Origin of the sequence: Bacillus sp. CGMCC 1.60114, assembly GCF_042676365.1 — a bacterium.
GTDB classification, from domain to species: Bacteria; Bacillota; Bacilli; order Bacillales; family Bacillaceae_G; genus Bacillus_A; species Bacillus_A rhizoplanae_A.
The window spans coordinates 242,650-265,301 of record NZ_JBHTHG010000118.1; the positions used below are offsets into that span (position 1 = coordinate 242,650).

General features: G+C 35.4%; 16 protein-coding genes, 3 pseudogenes and 2 other annotated features. Of the genes and pseudogenes, 16 read left to right on the plus strand and 3 right to left on the minus strand.

Features of this window, described 5'->3' with window-relative positions:
- Positions 1-9: 9 nt before the first annotated feature.
- Complete coding sequence (locus tag ACFQZ1_RS22555; RefSeq protein WP_377884382.1) at positions 10-246, minus strand: hypothetical protein; 237 nt, start codon at positions 244-246, stop codon at positions 10-12.
- A gap of 249 nt (positions 247-495) precedes the next feature.
- Positions 496-738: a binding site (T-box leader), on the plus strand.
- Between the two features lie 54 nt (positions 739-792).
- Between ACFQZ1_RS22555 and ileS the strand changes: the two genes are divergently transcribed.
- The 4 genes and pseudogenes from ileS to ACFQZ1_RS22575 form a co-directional block, all read left to right on the plus strand.
- A complete protein-coding gene (gene ileS / locus ACFQZ1_RS22560) occupies positions 793-3,897 on the plus strand; it encodes an isoleucine--tRNA ligase (protein WP_377884383.1) in 3,105 nt (1,034 codons plus the stop codon).
- 112 nt (positions 3,898-4,009) lie between these two features.
- Positions 4,010-8,218: a tetratricopeptide repeat protein gene (locus ACFQZ1_RS22565; protein WP_377884384.1), complete on the plus strand. Its 4,209-nt coding sequence runs from the start codon at positions 4,010-4,012 to the stop codon at positions 8,216-8,218.
- Positions 8,219-8,356: 138 nt separating this feature from the next.
- Positions 8,357-8,569 (plus strand) — a binding site (T-box leader).
- A 109-nt stretch (positions 8,570-8,678) separates the two neighbouring features.
- A complete protein-coding gene (aspS, locus tag ACFQZ1_RS22570; protein ID WP_377884385.1) occupies positions 8,679-9,977 on the plus strand; it encodes an aspartate--tRNA(Asn) ligase in 1,299 nt (432 codons plus the stop codon).
- 432 nt (positions 9,978-10,409) lie between these two features.
- Positions 10,410-10,742: pseudogene (locus tag ACFQZ1_RS22575) on the plus strand (alpha/beta hydrolase); the annotation flags it as partial.
- Between the two features lie 486 nt (positions 10,743-11,228).
- Here the strand turns inward: ACFQZ1_RS22575 and ACFQZ1_RS22580 are convergent.
- The gene (locus ACFQZ1_RS22580) at positions 11,229-12,026 is read right to left on the minus strand and encodes a lipid II flippase family protein (protein ID WP_377884386.1); all 798 of its coding nucleotides are present in this window, start codon (positions 12,024-12,026) and stop codon (positions 11,229-11,231) included.
- 184 nt (positions 12,027-12,210) lie between these two features.
- Here ACFQZ1_RS22580 and ACFQZ1_RS22585 point away from each other — a divergent pair, with 184 nt between their 5' ends.
- The 6 genes from ACFQZ1_RS22585 to ACFQZ1_RS22610 all read left to right on the plus strand — a co-directional run bounded on the left by ACFQZ1_RS22585 (position 12,211) and on the right by ACFQZ1_RS22610 (position 17,477).
- Positions 12,211-12,852, plus strand: a complete 642-nt coding sequence (locus ACFQZ1_RS22585; protein WP_377884387.1) for a class I SAM-dependent methyltransferase — start codon at positions 12,211-12,213, stop codon at positions 12,850-12,852.
- Positions 12,853-12,866: 14 nt separating this feature from the next.
- Positions 12,867-13,532, plus strand: coding sequence for an HAD family hydrolase (locus tag ACFQZ1_RS22590; RefSeq protein ID WP_377884388.1), 666 nt, complete (start codon positions 12,867-12,869; stop codon positions 13,530-13,532).
- Positions 13,533-13,695: 163 nt separating this feature from the next.
- Positions 13,696-14,922 (plus strand): iron-containing alcohol dehydrogenase, encoded by a 1,227-nt coding sequence (locus ACFQZ1_RS22595; RefSeq protein ID WP_377884389.1) that lies wholly within the window; start codon positions 13,696-13,698, stop codon positions 14,920-14,922.
- Positions 14,923-14,990: 68 nt separating this feature from the next.
- Positions 14,991-16,430, plus strand: coding sequence for a GntP family permease (locus ACFQZ1_RS22600; RefSeq protein ID WP_377884390.1), 1,440 nt, complete (start codon positions 14,991-14,993; stop codon positions 16,428-16,430).
- 136 nt (positions 16,431-16,566) lie between these two features.
- Positions 16,567-17,040: a tRNA (N6-threonylcarbamoyladenosine(37)-N6)-methyltransferase TrmO gene (gene tsaA / locus ACFQZ1_RS22605; RefSeq protein ID WP_377884391.1), complete on the plus strand. Its 474-nt coding sequence runs from the start codon at positions 16,567-16,569 to the stop codon at positions 17,038-17,040.
- Complete coding sequence (locus ACFQZ1_RS22610) at positions 17,037-17,477, plus strand: GNAT family N-acetyltransferase (RefSeq protein WP_377884392.1); 441 nt, start codon at positions 17,037-17,039, stop codon at positions 17,475-17,477. Before tsaA ends, ACFQZ1_RS22610 begins: the two co-directional genes overlap by 4 nt.
- Positions 17,478-17,655: 178 nt before the next feature.
- On the opposite strand, the gene ACFQZ1_RS22615 is transcribed toward ACFQZ1_RS22610, so the two are convergent.
- Positions 17,656-18,201, minus strand: coding sequence for an HAD-IIIA family hydrolase (locus tag ACFQZ1_RS22615; RefSeq protein ID WP_377884393.1), 546 nt, complete (start codon positions 18,199-18,201; stop codon positions 17,656-17,658).
- 229 nt (positions 18,202-18,430) lie between these two features.
- Between ACFQZ1_RS22615 and ACFQZ1_RS22620 the strand changes: the two genes are divergently transcribed.
- The 6 genes and pseudogenes from ACFQZ1_RS22620 to ACFQZ1_RS22640 all read left to right on the plus strand — a co-directional run.
- A complete protein-coding gene (locus ACFQZ1_RS22620; protein ID WP_377884394.1) occupies positions 18,431-19,141 on the plus strand; it encodes an ABC transporter ATP-binding protein in 711 nt (236 codons plus the stop codon).
- A complete protein-coding gene (locus ACFQZ1_RS22625) occupies positions 19,134-20,396 on the plus strand; it encodes an ABC transporter permease (RefSeq protein WP_377884395.1) in 1,263 nt (420 codons plus the stop codon). The genes ACFQZ1_RS22620 and ACFQZ1_RS22625 overlap by 8 nt, the downstream gene beginning before the upstream one ends.
- Positions 20,397-20,723: 327 nt before the next feature.
- Positions 20,724-21,299: a YpjP family protein gene (locus tag ACFQZ1_RS22630; RefSeq protein WP_377884396.1), complete on the plus strand. Its 576-nt coding sequence runs from the start codon at positions 20,724-20,726 to the stop codon at positions 21,297-21,299.
- 136 nt (positions 21,300-21,435) lie between these two features.
- A complete protein-coding gene (locus ACFQZ1_RS22635; protein WP_377884397.1) occupies positions 21,436-22,065 on the plus strand; it encodes an HAD-IB family phosphatase in 630 nt (209 codons plus the stop codon).
- 29 nt (positions 22,066-22,094) lie between these two features.
- Positions 22,095-22,208 (plus strand): annotated as a pseudogene (locus ACFQZ1_RS26725) (VOC family protein); the annotation flags it as partial.
- 121 nt (positions 22,209-22,329) lie between these two features.
- Positions 22,330-22,652: pseudogene (locus tag ACFQZ1_RS22640) on the plus strand (RNA-guided endonuclease InsQ/TnpB family protein); the annotation flags it as partial.

A 22,652-nucleotide genomic window follows, 5' to 3' on the forward strand; every position in this document is an offset into this window, starting at 1 on the left:
TCGGTGCAATCATTCATGAAAAAATCCTAAAGCATATTTTACTCCTTCATGAATATCAGTTGTTTCGTATCCTGCTAATTCTTCAAAGGTAATTTTCATTTTTACTTTTTCTAATTCGTAACCACTGTCTAAATCAATATCCAATAGAACTTCATATCCATCAAGAGTAACATTTGTTTCGATGATGTTAAAAGTTTGAATTGCTGTACCTGTTTCATAATCGATTGGTTCTAAAAAATCTGCCATAAAAACACCACCATTTCGTTTTAAAATATAGTACTGTAAGTATGAATCGTATAATGTTTTCGTGATAGTAAACGTTTTAGTTCTTTCAGTAGTTTAACCATGTGATATTCTGATATTCATGTCACGTTCCAATAGGTGCGGAATAAAAAAGGGTAGTAAAGGTAACAATTAAATATAGCTCAAGAAAAAATTCTGAATTAGTTGACAATTAATGTTGTATTGGAATAAAATAACTGTTAATAAAAGTATACAAATCTGATGACGAGAACGAGTAAAATATATCACTGTTCCCCAGAGAGCCGGTACTTTGCTGAAAGCCGGTGTTCGGTATATGTTTGAAAATCATCTCCGAGGAGTCGAACTGAACATAGTAAGTTCGAACGGTTGTCTACCGTTACAAGGAACGCGTATGATTGTACGTTGCTGAGTGCTATTGATTGAACGGTTAATCAATAGAAGTAGGGTGGTAGCGCGGGTAAACCCGTCCCTAATGATAGGGACGGGTTTTTTGTGTACTTTTAATTATTTCATAAGGAGTGATTGTAGATGAAGAAGGTAGATGTGAAAGAGTTAGCTGTAAGGAGAGAAGCGCGAATTCGTAAGCAATGGAATGAACAGGATACCTTTATGCAATCGATTCGAAATCGTGAAGGTGCACAATCTTTCGTATTTTATGAAGGACCGCCGACTGCGAATGGTCTTCCGCATGTCGGTCATGCGCTAGGACGGACAATTAAGGATTTAGTCGCAAGGTATAAAACGATGACGGGATATAAAGTGCTCCGTAAGGCTGGTTGGGATACACATGGATTACCAGTAGAACTAGGAGTTGAAAAACAGCTTGGTATTTCTGGTAAACATGATATTGAAAAGTACGGTGTAGAAGCATTTCTTGCAAAATGTAAGGAAAGTGTATTTACGTATGAAAAGCAGTGGCGTGAATTTACAGAGAGTATCGGCTACTGGGTTGACATGGATGCACCGTATATCACGCTAGATAATTCTTATATCGAAAGCGTTTGGCATATTCTTGGAACAATTCATGAAAAAGGATTGCTATATAAAGGGCACCGCGTTTCTCCTTATTGCCCAAGCTGTCAAACATCATTAAGCTCACATGAGGTAGCGCAAGGATATAAAACAGTGAAGGATTTAAGTGCAACAGTTAAATTTCAACTTGCAGATCGGAAAAACGAGTACGTTCTCGGATGGACAACAACTCCGTGGACGCTTCCGGCTAATGTAGCGTTAGCAGTTCATCCAGAGATGGAATATGTTCGAGCGCAGCAAGGAGATAATGTTTATATTGTTGCGAAAGAGTTAGCGAAAGATGTACTTCAGCAAGAATATAAAGTGTTATCTGTTCACAAAGGAAGCGAGTTGACAGGACTTTCTTATGTACCGCCATTTCAGTTTGCAGAAGTTACAAATGGTCATTGTATTGTGAGTGCTGACTTTGTAACTGCACATAGCGGTACAGGGATTGTGCATATTGCGCCTGCTTACGGGGAAGATGATTATAAAGTGGTTCAAGAACAAGGCTTATCATTTGTAAATGTTGTGAATGAAAAAGGAGAATACACATCTGATGTTCCTTTTTTACAAGGAAAATTTGTAAAAGAGTGTGATGTTGAAATTGTTCGCTATTTAGCTGAGCATGGTCTTCTTTATCATAAGGAGAAATATGAGCATAGTTATCCGCATTGTTGGCGCTGTGATTCACCGCTACTTTATTACGCAAATGAAAGTTGGTTCATTCGAACAACTGCTCTAAAAGAGCAATTTTTACAAAATAATGATGAAGTAGCATGGCACCCAGAGCATATTCAACATGGACGGTTCGGGAACTTTTTAGAAAATATGGTTGATTGGAATATCAGTCGAAAACGATATTGGGGTACGCCGCTTAATGTATGGGAGTGCGAAGGGTGTAATCATCAATTTTCACCGAAAAGCATTGAGGAGTTAAGAAATTATACAACTAGTGCTGTAGATGAAAATATTGAACTGCATAAGCCATATGTAGATGAAGTAAAAGTAAAATGTTCGAAATGCGACGAAATGATGAAGCGTACGGCAGAAGTTATTGACGTTTGGTTTGATAGCGGCTCAATGCCGTTCGCACAGTATCATTATCCTTTTGAAAATAAAGAGTTATTTAAAGAACAGTTTCCAGCGGATGTCATTGCTGAAGGAATTGATCAGACGCGCGGTTGGTTTTATAGCTTACTTGCGGTGTCTACGCTGTACACTGGTAGAGCACCATATAAGCGTGTATTATCACTTGGACATGTGTTAGATGAAAATGGTCAAAAGATGTCAAAAAGTAAAGGGAATGCGTTAGACCCAGTAGATTTAGTAGAGAAATTTGGAGCAGATGCCTTGCGCTGGGCACTTCTTGTAGATAGTGCACCGTGGAATCCGAAACGATTTTCAGAACGAACTGTACAGGAAGCAAAATCGAAGCTAGTAGATACATTGTTAAATGTATATGGCTTTTATGTACTGTACGCAGAGTTAGATGAATACAATCCAAAACAGAAGTATAGCATAAAGAAAACAAAGCTGGATGCATGGGTATTATCAAGATTGCATAGTACGATTCAGAAAGTAAGATGTTCTTTAGAAGAATATCAATTTACAACGGCTGCTCGTGAAATAGCATTATTAGTTGAAGAGGTAAGTAACTGGTATGTAAGACGTTCACGTAGTCGTTTTTGGGCATCTGGTATGGATGCTGAAAAAGCAGCGGCATATGACACGCTTCATGAAGTACTTGTTACAATCAGTAAGTTGCTTGCGCCGTTTACGCCGTTTTTGGCAGAGGATATTCATTCGAATTTGGAAGGAAGCAGTGTTCATTTAGCAGATTATCCAGCATTTGAAGAAACACTTATCGATGTACAGCTTGAAACAGAGATGGCAGCTGTTTTACAAGTAGTGGAGCTCGGACGCAGTATTCGCAATCAAAATACATTAAAAGTAAAACAGCCATTAGCAAAACTTGTTGTATTTGAGCATAAGAAGCAAGAAATGGATTGGGATTCTTATAAAGAGATTGTAATGGATGAGCTAAACGTGAAAGAAGTGACGATCGAACATAGCGAAGCGGAGTATATGTCATATCAGTTAAAACTGAACTTCAAACAAGCGGGACCGAGATTCGGAAAGCAAATCAATACAGTAAATAATTGGTTGCAAAACTTATCTAGTGAAGAAGTAAATGCGTTTATAAACAGTGAACAAGCAACATGTCAATTGCTGTCTGGAGAAGCTGTCACTGTCACATTAGATGAAGTGTTTGTTGAAAGAGTGCCAAAAGTAGGATTTGCAGATGCTACGAACGGATTATATACCGTTATGCTGGACACAAACGTAACAGATGAATTGCTCCAGGAAGGAATGGCGAGAGAATTTATTCGCGCTGTGCAGGAGTATCGAAAACAACTGAATTTGCCAGTAAATTTGCGAGTAGACATTGAAGTTGAATGTGACGAGGAATTACAGGATGTAATTATAGAGTATAAAACATTACTGCAAGAAAACTTACTAATGAAACAATTATTCATCAAGGAATCGATGCAACAAGCAGAACAAATTCAAGTAGGGTATAAGCAGGTATTGATTCATCTTCAAGCGAGCGAAATATAAGAGAAGAAAAACAGAGTGTACGCTCTGTTTTTTCTTTTAAAGAAAATGTGAAAAAACATTGTAAGTTCTATACCTAGTATATACAATTATGAAAAAAGACTGGAGTGAAAAGATGCGAGATTTTGAGAAATTAAGGGTATATGTAAAAAAGAAAGAATTTTTAAATGGTTTATCGGAAATTCAAAAGGAAATTGAGGAAATAAGAGCAAAAAAATCCCTTTCGTATCTGAAAAAATGGCTAGGAGAAATTTCTTCAGAAGAAGATTTTTATACACTTATTCAATTGTTGGATGAAGGCTTAATGCCATCTTATAGTAGATTTATAGTGCGGTATGCGCATCGGCGTTTTAACAGTTTTCGTACGCTTACTTGGTTTTGTGATGATTTAATTGATGAACGAAAATCATTAGATGCAGAGGATTTGTTAAGAGAGGCATTGCAAAAAGAAGGCAATGCTATTAAAAAAGAGCATCTTACAAAGGTATATTTCGTATTGGCACGCTGCATACTTGAAATGCGTCGTTATGAGGAAGCTTATACATATATGAAGAAAGCAGAAGAGTTAAGTGAGATTCCGATTTTTGATAAATGGGGTTACTTCTATTTATTTAAAGGGGATTGGCTAAAGGCAGAAGAAGTACTTCGAAAAGGAATGGATTGTGAGGAATGCGCAGATACGTCAACATATTTATTGGCTGAGTTGTATTCTATGAGAGGGGAACATGAAGAATCATTACAAATCATTACGGAAGCGATGAAGAAATTTCCGCAAATTCCGTTCTTTTATTTAGAAAAGATTAAAAGATTATATGATCAAAAAGCATATGATGAGTTGAGCCAAGTTTTAAGTGAGGTTCAAAAATTGTTGCCATTTCATAATTATCAACCGTATTTCTCACAAATTTGGGCGGAATTCTATTATATGATAGGTGATTGGACTACTCTGCAAACATTGTTAGAAAACGAGAAAAGTTTAAAAGATTCTCCTTATCACAACGCCCTGCGTTTTACTGGGAAAAAAGAAGTGATGTTGCCTATTGTACCTGTCGTGCAGAAAGATAACTATTGCGTACCTGCAAGTATAGAAATGATATTGAAGCTTTTTGGAAATCGCAAAACGCAAGATGAAATTGCTAAGTATATTTTTGATGGGATAGGATCGAAGTTGTCAAAAACAGTAGAATACGTAGAAGCGATCGGTTATAAAAGTCGCTTCTTTGTAGGTACAGTTGACATGTATAAAAAATTTATCGATGCCGGTGTTCCAGTTTTGCTTAGTGTTGATATAGATCATGTTTCACATGTGCAATTAGTAGCTGGTTATAATGATCAGCTGCAGGTTTTATATATTCAAGATCCAAATTTTGCAGAGCGCATACTTGTTACATATGGAGAATTTGTTGAGCAGCATGTCAATACAAACTATTTATCTATCGCAATTGTTCCTGAAGAGAAAAGTGAGCTTCTTTCTTCATTATGTGAAGAAGATGATTTGTATTTCCGGCGCATCTTTTCATTAACAGATCAAATGGAATTTGCTGAACATGACGATGTGGAAAATTTATTAAGGCTTCTACACGAGCATAAAGAAAATCCATATACATGGCTATATGCGATTAAGCATTTAGATTTACAAGATGGAAAGGAGTTTGTATATAACTGTGCGAAGCGTGCTTTACATGTTTATCCAAAATCTGATTATGTTAAGCTTCATGCAGCGCAATGTTTTGTACGTATCGAAGAACTGGAACAAGCGTATACAGTATTAGAGCAAGTGAATCATAAAATTGCGAATCCATTCTATCATTTTACGCAAGGACGCATTGCATTCGATGAATCGCGTTATGATGATATGGTTGCTAACTTTCGTGCGTCGCTTCAGCTAGACTCTGATCAGCCCGTAGCTTGGAGTTATATGGCCATTGGATATATGTATTTAGGTGATTTAGAACAGGCTCTAAAGTATTCATCTATTGCAACTGGTCGTCATGAAGATCGTTTTGTTTTTGTTAATCATGCCCTTATTTTGATGGATGCAGGTCGGGATGAAGAAGCATATGAAGTGCTTACTATGTTGTTAAAACAGTATAAACAAGACGGATTTGTCTGGTGTGAGCGTGCTCGGTGTGCTCATAAATTAGGAAAGATAAGATCGGCAATTCGCGGACTTCAAGTTGGTAAGGAATTAGATCGGCAATTACCGCTTCCATATATCATGTTAGCTGATATTTATGAAGCAGAATTAGATGATGAAAGGAAAGCAGAAGAGGTTTTACTAGAAGGAATGCAAAATGATGTCCAATCAGCTGCGTTATATGCGAAATTAGGTGACTTTTATTTAGAACGAGAGCAATATGAAAAAGCACTGAAAATGTATGAGGGCGGGCTTCAATATGACGAGGAAGAAATATCCTGTCATATAGGGATCAGTGAAGTTTATATGAAACAAAAAAGCTATGAAACAGGAAAACAATATATTTTTAGACTGAAAGAACAGTTTACTGAAGATAGCGACTTCCTTATTAATGCTGGAAAGATATTATGGAACGCTGCTATGGATCAAAACATAGAACAAAAAGAAGTTGAATCAGCTCTAACGATCATGGAAGAAGGAATCGTTTGTATACAAAATAATTTCCGGGATGCACTAGAAATGTATGTAACGCAGCTTGAAGATACACCATTTTTACAAAGAGGGATTTCGTTTTTACGTACTTTAGTTGAAAAAGATAATCGCAATATAGATTATTTATGTTATTTAGGCATTTTACAGGAATCGGCTGGAAATTATATGAAAGCTATTCAGCTGTATGAGCAAGCGGCGCAGATCACTGAAGATACATTCCCGCATTTTAGGCTCGGAGAAGTGTATAAAACATTGGAAGACTGGAAACAAGCAAAAAAAGCGTATTTACAATGCGTGAAACGAGATTCTACTTTTGCAATGGCACATTTAAAATTGGCTGAAATTTACTATGTTGAAGAAGATTTAGAGAACGAACAGCATCATATGTTTGAAGCTTGTAAAAATGCACCTTTATTAGTAAATATGGAACATTTAGCGAATATTTCAGTAAAAGTTGAGCGTCAACAGGAACTGATTACGGTTTTAAACAAAAAGAAAGGGATTGTTTCTGAGTCATGGCGTTTAAATAGCCTTGCATATGTGTACGGGGCATCTGGTAATGGCCAGCAAGAACGTGCTTATATAGAACAGGCGCTGGCAAAGGAAAATAATCATGAAGAGATATTACATCATTATGCGAAAATATTACTTGCCTCGGATGAAAAGAATGGCTTACAGGTTATTGAGAAGCTTATTATGCAAAATGTTCACAATGAAGAAGTGTATGTAACGTATATAGAAGAATTACGAAAGCAAAGAAAAAGTATAAGTGATAGTTTAGGAAATTTAGACATATCAAAAGAAGAAAAAAGCTATGCGTTTATGTATGCAGCTTCTGCACTTGAACAAAAATTTATTGAACAGATGGAGCAAGAAGAACAAACAGGAGCATTTTTCAAAAAAATATATCGCCGTATTCGAAAACGTGCACAGGATGTACTTTCTATTACATCTCTTATTGATTTGTATGAAAAGGCAATCCACCTAAATCAAGAAAATTCTACAGCGGTACAGCGATTTGCTCACTTTTATGTAAATGGCGATCTTATTGATGAGGCAATAGAAACATTACGTAAGTCGTTGAAAAATCATTGGAATTATGAAGTTGCACATCAGTTTATTATGCTACTTTTACAACATGCAGATGACAATGAGGGAATGCTGCAAGAGGCATTGCGTGAAGCAGAGCACTTTTTGCAAGAAAGACCGATGGACGCATCGATTCGAATGCTGCAAGGCACGATATTACTAAATTTACAAAGAGAAGCAGAAGGAGAATATATTCTCCGTGCTTTAATAGAGGATGTTCCAATGATGAGTGGTAGTTTTATACATTTAGGTGCTCTTTACAATAATCAAGAGCGTTACCGAGAAGCAATTGCTATATTAGAAAAAGGATTAGAGCATCATCCAGAGGAGGATGAACTATATATTGGTCTTGGTGTTTCCCATCATTTAAAAGGTGATACAGAAGGAGCGTTACAGCTCATGAATGACGTGTTATTGATGGATGAATCACATTTAAATGCGCGATATAATAAAGCCTGCTATTTAGCTGTATTAAATCGAAATGAAGAAGCGATTGGTGAATTAGAGCGCGTACTGCAAGAAGATGAAAGCGGCTATTTTGCAGAATTAATGGAAGAGGACCCAGATCTAATACGTATTAAAAAGTATGTAAAGCAGTATATTTGATGAATTTCGGGAAAGCTTATAGCAAGATCCTATCGGATAAATTGAAGAAGTTAGAGAAATAACCTTTCAAATAATTTAAAAAAATAAAGAAAACAACTTGCAATTCGTTGTTTGGAAGGATAGAATATTCTGTAAATATAAAAAGCGATGAGCAGGAAAAGTACATCGTGACCTGATCTACAGAGAGCAATCGGGAGCTGAGAAGATTGCAGTGCAGCGTGATGGAAAGACACCTGTGAGCGTTATTTTGAACGTGAACAACTAGTAAAAGTAAACGGCACCTACCGTTATCAGGCGAAGAGTGGTCAATGTGACAATTTGGGTGGTACCGCGGTGAAATCCGTCCCTTATATAGGGGCGGATTTTTGTATTTTTTTAAGGAGGTGAGCGGCCGTGGATGATGATGACAACGATAATAATAAACATACAATCATACAATTAACAATAGGAGGCGGAATATATGAGTCAACAAACAAAGCGGTTGCTTATCAGCGAATGTACACCGCATAAAACAGAAACAGTTGTGTTAAAAGGATGGGTGAAGAAAATTCGCCATCTAGGAAATGTGAGCTTTTTATTACTGCGTGATCGAACTGGTGTCATGCAATGTGTACTTGAAAAAGAGTGGGCTGGATATAAGGTAGAAGTAGAAAGTGTTGTGCAAGTTACAGGGAAAGTGATTGAGACAAATAAAACTGAACTTGGAATAGAATTACTAGTTGAGGATGTGCAACTTTTAAACAGTACGGAGCCAATTCCATTTGAAGTGAATAAAAAGAAACTCCAGGTTGGTTTAGATCAAATGTTACATTCACGACCGTTGTCACTTCGACATGAACGAGTGCAAGCTATTTTTACAATTAAGTCAATGTTTGCCCATGCTTTTAGCGAATATTTACTTCAAAATGGTTTTACAAGAATTTTTACGCCGAAAATTGTTTCACAAGGAGCGGAAGGCGGAGCTAACGTATTTCAGCTTAATTATTTTGAGAAAGAAGCATATTTAGCACAATCACCACAATTTTATAAGCAAATGATGGTTGCAGGTGGATTAGAACGTGTTTTTGAAGTGGCGCCGGTGTACCGGGCTGAACATCACAATTCATCTCGCCATTTAAACGAATATATTTCATTAGACGTAGAGCTCGCATTTATCGAAGATTTTTATGAAGTGATGCAGCTTGAAACGGATGTACTTCGGTATATGTTTGAAAAAGTACAGCAATATTGTGTAAAGGAATTACAGTTGCTTCAAATTGACATACCAGTTATTACAAAGATTCCAAAATTAACGGTTACGGAAGCGCAAGGCATTTTACAAAAAGAGTATCGAAAAGAATCTCCAATAGGTGACTTGGATTCAGAAGGAGAAAAATTACTTGGAAAGTATGTAAAAGAGACATATAACAGTGATTTTGTTTTTATTACACATTATCCGAAAGAGACGCGTCCAATGTATACGATGCCAAATAAAGAGAATGCTTCTGTCACAGATTCTTTTGATTTGTTGTATAAAGGATTAGAAATTACTTCAGGTGCGCAGCGCATCCATAATTATGATATGTTAGTTCGTTCTTTCGGAGAAAAGGAATTAAACGTAGAAAACTTCCAATCATATATTGATACGTTTCGATACGGCTGTCCGCCGCATGGTGGATTTGCCATTGGGCTAGAACGGCTTGTATATAAATTTTTAAACTTATCGAATGTTCGCGAAGCAAGTGCATTTCCAAGAGATTGTACCCGGTTAGTACCGTAATATAAAGTGAAATAATCCCCGGTTAGTGTAACCGGGGATTTGTTATGAGGAAACTGCTGTAAATTTGTAATGCCAGTTTACAAAATTTAAGTTGTATTGCATCTTGGATGAGCAAAGTATGAATGAAGTTATCCCGCATTAACGGAAAGTAAGATTCCAAAACCCAAAGATTCAGAGAGAGATTATTTACAAAAAAGGTGTTTAATTACAAATAAAATCGTTACATTTACAATAAAGATGTTTAAAAATTCTAGTCACACTATTCCATTAAAGGGCCAGATTGTTGAGGAAGGTTAGCTGTTATCATTCTATAATTTTTGATTAGTAATGAAAAAGGGGCAAGCCGATGCTTACCTCTTTTTTAAGTGTTCATTTCTTGGTAAAAGTTTATATATTTCATCAGCTCTGTGATTCCTTTAAATTGAAACAATAGTGAAAATTAACACGAATCAAACCAAACAGTTTGTAACGTTATATGAGAATTTAAAGGAATTTGATGATCGAGAAATTCAACACAAACTAGCTATTCCAAGGCTAGCGTTTGCTGGTGAAAAAGACACTATTATTTATGGAGAAAACTTTGAAAGTGTAACAGTTGATATTGGCGGTACAATACAAAAAAATAAACAAGTGCTAGAACACTTAGGATGGGATGTAGAAATTTTGGAAGGAGAAGGCATGGATCACATAAAAGCCATGCAACCTGCAACGGTTCTGTCATTAATAAAACCTTGGTTGGTCAAAAATTCTAATAGTACTCCTTAAACTGAATAAGATCCTCAATTGGTTTGTTTATAAAACATCATTTTAGTATGCTTTTAACCAAGTCGATATATTAAATCAATGTTCAAGATTTCCTTTCCTAAACAAATGGACGCGATTCTTAAATAATCCTTAGATTTAAAAGACTTTATTGTTATATATTTTTAGTGCAATGAAGTAATCTGTATCAAAAGTTAAACAATTTTATAACCCCGTTCTGAAACCGAAACGGGGTTATATGTGTATGTGGTTTTAAACATTAAACAACTTCGATAAATTACCATATATTTAGAGGTAGTAAGAAGGGGATTAAAAGATGGCATGAAAAAGAATGTAAAAGACCGTAGGAAAACTTATAAATAGTAATTTCTTATCAATAAAGAAACAAAACAATTCGCGGCGGGTTTTAAGTGCTGAACATAAAAGGTTAAAAATAGCGTGATAAAAAAGGTTCTCATAAATAATAAGAACTTTTTTACCACGCTATTTTCAATTCGTAATTGAAATAATCCACAGTATCCAATGAGCTCCTGGTACAAAAAGCACTTGGGCAAGTAATGTTCCTAAAAATCTAGAAATCATTAACCATCCATACATCTTCCCCATTGTTTCTGCTCCGTTTTCTTTTTGGAGAGCTTGTTCGGTTAGTAAGGCAATTCGCGGGTCTAGCAATACTGTAAGTAGAATGGTAGCAAATCCATTAATAAGGCCAGATGCAGTAGTAGCAGTAGTAGCATAAGTTGGATTTAATACGGAAGCATACAAGGCAGCAAGTACGCCAGCGGTATAAATTGCTGTTGCAATCATATTAATGAGCATAATACGTTTTGGAATACCGCCAATTCGCAAACGATGAATCATTTCTAGTTTTGGAAATCTAATATATTTTTTTGTATAGCGCAGTTTTTGCACATTATTTGTTTTCATCATCCGGATGAATGATCCTTCTATTTCAAATTGCTGAATGACATATCCAAATAATTTTGTAAGCGTTGGATACAAAAATAGTGCAAGTAATGTTCCTATGGAAGCTGCTAATAGTATAAGGCGTATTGTAGCTTCCATATCGATATCACCATGTACTCGAGCTCTGTCTACAATTCTACCAAGCATAACCGCTTGCAGAAGGTTCGATGTTCTGGAAACAAGTAATACAATTCCTATGATTGCTAGTGCTACCGTAATCTTTTTTAATCGAACTCCAGCTAAGCGAATGCTATAGGAGCTCGTTTCCACAGCATGGATAATCATTGTAAAAAGCATAATGAAAATTAATTTTGTCGTCATATGTATTCACCATCTATTACAAATTGGAAAATAAATCTAATCATACATGATAAGAAAAATTTTGTACATATTAATTTTTTGTTAGATGGTAACTTGTGGTTTGTTTATTATCGGAATATTTACATTTGAATGATTGTTTTGTAAAATGGTAAAGATTGTGGCTGGAATGATAAGGGGGAGGGCAATGAAAACATATTACAGTAATCGAGCGAGAATTTATGAAGAGGTATATTTTCGAGAAGACCCTATTAGACAGGCAGAACTGTTACAAATACAAGATGTTTTGAAAGAAAAGTTTACGGGGAAGACTGTACTCGAAGTTGCTTGTGGTACAGGATATTGGACACAATATGTTGCTGGAACAGCTCAGCACATTACTGCGATTGATTACTCGGAAGAAGTACTTACTATAGCGAAAGAAAAACAGCTTTTATCATCTAAAGTTTCCTTTGTACAGGGGAATGCCTATAAATTGAATCAATTAACAAAAACATTCGATGGGGCTTATGCAAACTTTTGGCTTTCCCATATACCGAAAGAAAATATTTTCTCTTTTTTAGAACAATTTCATGCAGTTTTAGAAAAAGGATCTATTGTATGTATGGCAGATAATATGTATAACGAAGGAATTGGCGGAACACTTATTTCTAAGATTAATGATGAAAATACATATAAAATCCGTTCATTAGCAGATGGCCAGCAATATGAAATTATAAAAAATTATTATTCGAAGGAAGAACTTACAGCTATTTTCGAACCATTTGCAACTGATTTAGAGATTCATATGAATACATGTTTTTGGTTCATATCATATAAAGTAAAGTGAGCGGAGGGGAATAAATGTATACAACTTTTTTATTCGATTTAGATGGCACATTAACAGATCCGAAAGAAGGGATTGTAAATTCGGTCATATATGCCCTGAGAAAAATGGGGATTGATGAACAAGATGATAAAAAATTACTTTCTTTTATCGGTCCGCCAATTCAATATTCGTTTGCTAGTATATATAGAATGAATGAAAAACAAGTAACCGAAGCAGTAACATATTATCGTGAATATTTTCAAGATAAGGGGATGTTTGAGAATCACGTATACGAACAGATTCCTAATGTTTTACAAGATTTAAAGAATGCAGGTAAACGCTTATTTGTGGCAACATCTAAACCGACTATATTTGCAAAACAAATTTTGGAACACTTCCATCTTGCGCATTATTTTGAAGAGATTGTCGGTAGTAATTTAGATGGGACACGTATTGCAAAAACGGACATTATTCAGCATATTTTACATACATATCATGATTTAGAGAAAGGTCATGTGGTTATGGTAGGCGATCGAGAGCATGATATAATTGGAGCGCAGCAAGTTGGAATTGATTCTATTGGAGTAATGTATGGATATGGTAGTAAAGAAGAACTAGTGGCAGCGGGAGCTACTCATATTATTGAAGAAGTAGAAAATATAAAGAAGTGTGTTTATGTATTAGAAAAAATAGATCGATAAAATTTGTTTGGAAAGACAAGGTGGTCACCTTGTCTTTTTTTGTATACAGATGTTATAAAAAATGACTATATTTGGCATTTAAAAGAGGAATTTTAGTTGCGAAGTGGAATTGTAAAAGTAGCTTGTTATGTAAACTGTTATTTCTAGCGTAGCTAGTATACGGATGAAAAAAGAAGGAGGGGTATATTTGCAAGGAATTTCAGAATTTAGAGTACCTGAGACAGTCTTATATGGAACAAATGCGTTAGAAAAACTAGGAGAAAAGGCAATTCAGTATGGCAAGAAAGCATTGATAATAAGCGATTCTATTATGAATGAGCTTGGCTATGTAGACAGGTGTAGGAAAATGTTAACGGCTAGAAAAATAGAAGTTGTAACTTTTGTTGATGTGAATACTGAGCCGACAGATGAGCACGTAGTAAAAGCGTTAGCTATCTGTAATGAGAATGAATGCGATCTTGTTATAGGACTTGGCGGAGGAAGTTGTATTGATGTTGCAAAGGCCGTTGCTGTTATCGCAACAAACGGAGGGAATATTAGAGAATACGCTGGTAATCAATATCCGATAACAAAGGTCCCTCTAGCTCTTATTGTTATTCCAACGACTGCCGGTACAGGATCTGAAGTTACGAGTGCGACCGTTATTACAAATACAAGCACAGATGTAAAAATGATGATTAAGCACCCGAGTTTTATACCTCAAGTAGCTATTGTGGACCCATTATTAACGATATCTACACCGCCTCATGTAACAGCTGCAACAGGAATAGATGCGTTATGTCATGCGATAGAGGCATATATTTCACGATTTTCACAACCTCTTACTGATATATTTGCACTTTCAGCAATTGAAAAGATTATGAAATATCTCCGTATCGCTTATGAAGATGGCCAAAATATAGAGGCTCGAGAGCAAATGATGCTCGCTTCAATGCAAGCAGGAATTGCTTTTACAAATGCATCTGTAACATTAGTTCATGGAATGTCCCGTCCTATTGGAGCAATGTTTCATGTTCCTCATGGTCTATCAAATGCGATGCTCCTACCAGCAGTATTAGAGTTTACGAAAGATTATACAGTGACACGTCTTTCGGATATTGGACGTAAGATTAGACCAGATTTGAAAGCGTTATCAAATGGAAGTTTTGCAAATATTGCTGTCAATGAAATGAAGCATCTTTGTACAGATTTATGTATTCCAAATATGAAAGAGTATGGAATAGATAAGGATGAATTTGAAATAGTTATTGCAAAGATGGCGAAAGATGCACTTACAAGTGGAAGTCCCAGTAACAATCCTCGTATTCCTTCGTATGAAGAAGTGATTGAATTATATCGAATTTGCTATGATTATAGCTTTGTAGATTACGAGGAAATTGCAAAGGAATAAAATCAATTTATCTTAAATAAACTGAAAATTCTATAAATATTTCCTTGGAAATTAGAAAGGAGGAACATATGGAATTAGTGATTATCTTATTAGCATTAAGTATGTTGATGTTTGTAGCATATCGTGGATTTTCTGTCATTTTATTTGCCCCGATTTGTGCTTTGTTTGCGGTTTTGTTAACAGAGCCGACTTACGTTTTGCCTTTTTTCTCAAATATTTTTATGGAGAAAATGGTTGGCTTTATAAAATTATATTTCCCTGTATTTTTACTAGGAGCGATTTTTGGAAAAGTAGTCGAGATGTCGGGAATCGCAGAGTCTATCGCAAAAACAATTATTCAAATTGTTGGTGTGAAACGAACGATACTTGCAATTGTATTAATGGGAGCTATTTTAACATATAGTGGTGTCAGTGTATTTGTTGTGGCATTTGCTATATTTCCGTTTGCAGCTAATTTGTTTCGCGAGGCAAATATTCCTAAACGTCTGATTCCTGGTACAATTGCGCTTGGGGTTCTTACCTTTACAATGGATGCACTTCCAGGAACTCCACAAATTCAAAATGTTATTCCGACAACATTTTTCAAGACAGATATTTATGCCGGTCCTTTCTTAGGAATTACAGGAGCTATTTTTGTTTTCATAGTCGGTATGGTGTATTTGGAAAGGCGCCGTCGTAAAGCAGAAGCGCAAGGCGAAGGGTTTTATGGATTTAAAGATGGAAATGCTGAAATGGCAGCATCCATCGAAGCGGAACAAAACGTAAGACCGTCAATCCAAACGGTTGATATTACACCACTTCGTCAAGTGCTTGCCTTCGTTCCGCTTATTTTAGTAGGTGTGATGAACAAATTTTTTACAATTGCTATTCCAAAATGGTATCCAAATGGTTTTGATTTTGCAGCTATTGGTTTAAAAAGTTTTGGGAAAGTAGAATTGTCTGGAGTACTTGGCGTGTGGTCAGTAGAATTAGCACTTGTAATTGGCATCGTAACAACAATTCTTTTAAATTGGAAGCGTGTATTTGTAGATTTTCAAACTGGGTTAAATGCAAGTATTGGCGGAGCATTACTAGCAGCAATGAATACAGGTGCAGAATATGGATTTGGTGGCGTAATCGCAGCGCTTCCAGGATTTGGTGTAATTCGTGATAGTATTTCAACAACTTTTACGAATCCGCTTGTTAATGGGGCGGTTACGACAAATGTACTTGCAGGTATAACAGGATCGGCTTCCGGGGGAATGGGAATTGCATTAAGTGCAATGTCTGATAAATATATTGCAGCTGCAGAACAATTTCATATTCCATTAGAAGTTATGCATCGTATTATTGCAATGGCATCAGGTGGTATGGACACATTACCGCATAATGGGGCCGTTATTACGTTGCTTGCAGTAACGGGATTAACTCATAAACAATCGTATCGGGATATTTTTGCACTTACAATTATTAAAACTGTAGCGGTATTTGTTGTAATTGGCACGTATAGTTTAACAGGTCTTGTATAATATTCAGAAAGAAGAGAGAGTTATGTGCTCCCTCTTCTTTTTTACATAATATTATTATGTAAACTAGTGTATTATTCCTGGAAAGTATTCAGAAAATATATTATAATGTAAGGGGTTACACTGAGAGGGGGATACGATGTTTTCGTTACAACCGATCGCTTTTGTACATAATGAACGAATTGCTGTGGAAGATGATTTGTGGGGAGAAATCGAGTCTGTTATTGAATTGACGGATTCATATACAGAAGAGAGTTTACAAGGGATTGAACAATTTTCACATATCGAAGTTATTTTTTATTTTGATAGAGTAACAGATGACAACATTCAGTACACGGCAAGACATCCTCGTAATAATGAAGAGTATCCGAAAGTTGGTATTTTTGCACAGCGAGGGAAAAATCGTCCGAATAAATTAGGTGCTACGATTGTAAAAGTAGCACGTAGAGAAGGAAAGAAATTAGTTGTGCAAGGGTTAGATGCGATTGATGGTACCCCTATTTTAGATATGAAGCCAGTTATGAAAGAGTTTTTGCCAAGAGAAGAAATCAAGCAGCCAGATTGGGCAACGGATTTAATGAAGAACTATTGGAAAGGAAGCGAAGAGAAGTGAAAATATATCAAGCATCTATGGAAGACTTACAAGGAGTAGCAACATTATTTAATGAGTATCGTATGTTTTATAGACAAGATTCTAATATAGAAGAAGCGGAACAATTTTTACGTGAACGTTTAGAGCAAAAAGAATCAATTATTTTTGTAGCAGTAGAAGATGGGAAATACGTAGGGTTTACGCAGTTATATCCTTCTTTTTCTTCTATTTCTATGAAAGAGTTGTGGATATTAAATGATTTATTTGTGCAAAAAGATGTGAGAGGATCTGGGGTAGGGAAACAACTGCTAAAAGCAGCGGAGCAATTTGCATTGGAGACAGGCGCAAAAGGGCTAAAACTTCAAACTGAGGTTGATAATGTAACAGCGCAGCGTTTATATGCAGAAAACGGTTATATAAGAGATAGTCGTTATTTTCATTATGAATTAAATTTGTAAAAATCCATATATAACTAGTGATACATAACCAAGCATATAATGATTTAGTCTCATAACATATGAATATGTACGGACAAGCTTTTCATAGAGAAATAGTTTTAGTATTTTCATCGTTGAGGTATGCAAGGGCGAATAGAGTATTTAAACAGCAATGCCGTTTTAAATGGCATTGCTGTTTTTATTTTGATATAGGATGTGTAAAGAGCCAAGAAACAGCGTCCTCTAAATTTTCTGCAATATAATTAGCTTCCATGTTCGCCCATTTATGACGATATGTATGCAGAGCGTCATATCCAGCACCTGTTTGTACTAAAATCGTTGTTGCGCCGACTTTTATACCTGCAACGATATCACTCCAGCGATCACCGATTACAACACATTTTGTTAAATCGAGATGATGTTTTTTCGCTGCTTGAAGAAGCATTCCTGTTTCAGGTTTACGACATGTACAGCCATCACTGTGCCTGTGTGGACAAAGATATATGTCGTCAAAACCGAATGCTGTTAATTCCTCAATAAAGTCTTCCTTTGTTGCTTTGCTATCAGCTATACCAGGTTGGTTTGTAAAAGAAAATAATTGTATATTTTGTTCTTTTAGTTTATCTAGAGCCGTCTTAGTAAATGGAAATAACTGAAATTCCCCAGGGTAATGAATCGTCGTATCGCCGCCGATTGTACCGTCACGGTCGACGAAAATAGCTTCGATGTTTCGTTTGTTCGTCATAGTATATGTCCTTTCTCGTCGTTTGTTAGAAATGTTTTATAAAAAGGTGTATATGAAATAACAAAAAATATTTTGAATTCAGAGTATAAAGTATTCTGCTATTAACATTGTTTTCCTGCATATGAATTGCATCTTTGCTATGTTGAAGTTTGAAAAGTATTTTTATTGAAAAATATGTTATTATTTTCATAGGGATTTTTTGTAATTTTATATAGAGAGAGGGATATCTTTGCTGCAAGTTAATATAAAATCGGCTGGATACGAAGCTGGAGAGAAAACGATACATAATATTGCTTTTTCAATTGAACAAGGCGAGCTTGTTGCTTTAATTGGTGCAAACGGAGCAGGGAAGAGTACAACAATAAAATCGATTCTTGGATTATTGGCGCATATGGACGGAGAAGTTTCGTTTGGAGATAAAAAGAATCCGTATGCATATGTACCTGAACATCCGACGTATTATGATTACTTAACATTGTGGGAACATATTGAACTATTAATGGCTGCCAGGGATGTTGAATCAGGAAGCTGGGAAATGCAAGCGGAAGAGTTGTTACGTACATTTCGAATGGACAAGCATAAGCATGAGTATTTATCGAAGTTTTCAAAAGGAATGAAACAAAAGTCGATGCTTATTTTAGCTTTTTTAACAGAGCCAGACTTTTATATTATTGATGAGCCGTTTATTGGTTTGGATCCAACAGCAACTCGTGATTTCCTCAATTTTTTATATAAAGAAAAGGAACGTGGTGCTGGCATTTTATTGTGTACACATGTACTAGATACAGCAGAAAGAATATGTGAGCGTTTCTTATTAATTTCAGAAGGAACTTTATTTGCAAATGGAGATTTACATAGTATTCAAACGCTTGCTAACATGCCAGAAGGCACATTGTTAGATTGTTTTGATGTGATTGTAAGGCGGGAACAACATGATTAGAAAACTATTTTATAAAAGGTTGTTTCATGAGGTAAAACGAAAGTGGAAAGCCGTGCGCTCTGTTGTCGATTGGACGATTGCATTATACTTAATTGTTCCCGCGCTTGTCTTTAGCTGGATCTATTATGTTTCACTTTGGAAGCATGGATTAACATCTGAAGATGTATTATATTGCTCTGCCGGATTTCTTGTGTTTTATGTAGCGACATTTTCAAGAAGTGTACGCTCATTCTTAGAACAAGCAGACAGTTTATTTTTAATTCAATTTCCAAATCATATAAAACAAATGATGAAATATGGGATGATTTATTCTTTTTGCCGTATTTGCTTTACAAGTGCACTTATAATCATTCTATGTCTACCAATCCTTTTGAAAAATTTGAACGGAACTGGTGTGCAAGCTTTTTTCTGTTTTGTATTTTTGATTTGTTTTCGTTTCACGTTTGCCCTGTTGCAACGTTATATTGATGTTCGATTTCATAAGCAGTGGCAAGTAATGATCATAAAAAATATTCTCTTTTTTGTAGGGATTGTATATGTAGGTATAACATTTGGATATATACTACAACAGTCTTTTTATACGTTTTTTTTCTTTTTACTTCTCTTAATCATAAGTTTTTTCTTAGTAAAAGAAAAAATGAATTACCATCGCTTCTTCTTTAAAGAAATTGAAAAAGAAAAAGGAGAAGAAATGAGATGGACAACGCAAATTATGACACTTGGAGGCCAAGTACAAAAACCTACAAATGCAGCAAAACCGTGGCTATTTCCGCGTTCTAAACGTATATTGATAGGAAATAGCAATGATTCTAGAATCATTGAAGCTTTTTTAAAGGAATATTTTCGTTCGGGTGATGCAGGCGGTTTTTACATTCGCATCGTCTTTGTTAGTGCAAATACTATTTGGTTTGCACCATGGTGGATTGCTGCAATCGTTATTTTGTTTGCGTTATTTGCAATATTTCGTTATTCAAGTGACGTATGGAAAGTTTTCTCTGGAAAACTATTTTTACAGTTATATTGTTCAGAAGGAAAGAAACTATGGCTTTCACAGAAGGCGAAGGGATATTTGCTTATACCAGCTTTATTTGTATACGGTATTGTTGTACTAGCGCAATTTTATGCTGCGGCTGCTGGAATTTGTGCAGGAATTGTGATTGTAATAACAGTGTGGATTTTATTTATTCCTCAAAAACGAGCAATAAGGCTCCAGCCTCAAGGTTTTGAGCAATCAAAGAAGATAGACGGGAGATAACAGCCCGAAAGAGCCAGATTCGTTAAATTTTATTTCTAACAAAAAAGAGCTTAAAGGCTCTTTCTTGTTAATCTGTAATGGATACATACATAAAATATATGAGAATACAAATGCTTACACCTGAAAAGAGAAGGTCAAGATTCAAAAGGAAAACCTCCTAGTAAAATCAAGGAATAATACTTATTATATGAAATCTTACTATTCCATATTCAAATCATTATAAATAATGTTAACGTTAATAAATTTCTAAAGTGCAAAAATTGGCATCATTTTGTATAATGGGAGCAACAGTTATAAAAACATAAGCAAAGAAGGGGAGGTATGCAAATGCCAAATTGGATGAAAAAGACGCTCGTCACGTTAATTACTGTATTTACATTTGGATTAGTAACACCTCCTTCTGTGCTACTTGACAATGCAAAAGCGGACAAGCCAACAAGACAGCAAAAGTTAGAGCAAACGTCGTATACATTGGATGAAAAGCAAAACGAGATAAGTTCAGAAGTATTTCTCTCTTATGCGATGCAAGAAGCAGAACGGCAATCAATGGAGAAATTCGGATCGAAAATTGGCCCAGTTATTGGTGATGAGTTTAAAGATGTGATATTACCGAAAATAGAGGTGGCAATAGCAGAACTTTCAAAGACTACACCAGAAGATTCATTACAGTCTTTAGCTATTTCGCAAAAGCCAGCGGGTGGAAACCATGAAAAAATTTTTCATGTTTATGATACAAAAACTGGCGATGATTTACTTCGATTTCACGTCAGACGAGATCACCCGCCGCAAGATGGTTATTATTTTAATTTTCATTACCACCGTTATGATGATGACTTTACAGCACATCATGAGCTTGGTGATATTTATTGGAATACGAATACACCGCCGCAATGGCTTTCATAAGAAAAGAAGAACAAGGATTTATGCCTTGTTCTTTTTTTTGAAGATGAAGAAAAAGTAAATAAAAGGTAATGTTAATTTGAAAAAGAATTCATATGTATAAGGAATATAAAAATAATGATAACAAGGAGCATTGGTAATGAATAAATATATTATTTTTGATTTTGATGGTACGTTAGTAGATTCTAAAGATATCTTTATCCCTATTTTCAATGAAATGGCAGAGAAGCATCGTTTTAAAAAGGTAACAGAAGAGGATGTTGAAGAGCTCCGGAAATTATCAATTCCAGAAAGATGTAAATTGCTTCATGTACCGATGTATAAAATTCCAATGTTAGCGTTAGAGTTTTATAAGTTATATCAACCATCCATTCAAAAGCTTACTTTGTTCGATGGAATAAGCGATGTGTTGCAGATTTTGAAACAGAGCGGATATAAAATTGTTATTGTATCATCGAATGCTGAGGAGCACATTCGAGAGTTTTTACGTCATAATGAAATTGATTTTATTCATGATGTTTTTTGCTCTAATAATATTTTTGGAAAAGACAAAGTGATAAAGAAATTTTTAAAAGCAAATAAACTACAAAATTCCGATGTGATTTATGTTGGAGATGAGCTACGGGATATTGTATCTTGCAAAAAAATTGGAGTAGAAGTAATTTGGGTAAGCTGGGGCTATGATGTGATAGAAACGGTACAGGATGAATCTCCGAATTATATTGTGAATGTGCCAAAAGAAATTGTAAGTGTTGTGAATTCAAAATAGTATGAAGTGGGAAAGGGAGCAAGGGGAATATGCCAGAGAAAACGTTTGAACCTGGTATTCATCATATTGAGTTTTGGGTAGCAAACTTAGAGGAATCTATGAAGTTTTATCGGGGACTGTTTTCTATCATACCTTTCGAGAGGACTCCCACCTCTAAACATATGTGAAGGTGGTGAGGTGAATCGAAAAAAATATTTTATGTTCAAAAATAAAAGGAACATACGTTCTTGTTTTGGTATAATATCCTTAACAAGGAGGTGAAAAATGACAATGGAAAATCAAACAAATTATAAAACTCTTCAGATTTGGATTAAAAAAGGGCATCGTATGTATTCTTATTTTCAAGAATCTTGCCAAAATGCTAAGAATATGTACAACACGACAAACTTTTATATACGACAAGTGTATACAGGTTTGACACAAGATAAGGAGCTGCAACCTTTACAAAAAGAAGTTTTAGATATGATTTCCAAAAACATTGATAAGATGAATGATACACAACTTCTTGCCTATCAAAAGAAATTGGAAAAAGAGAAAACAAAACCAAAAGAAAAACAAAAAGAAGTGAAATGTAATTTGTTTTCAGA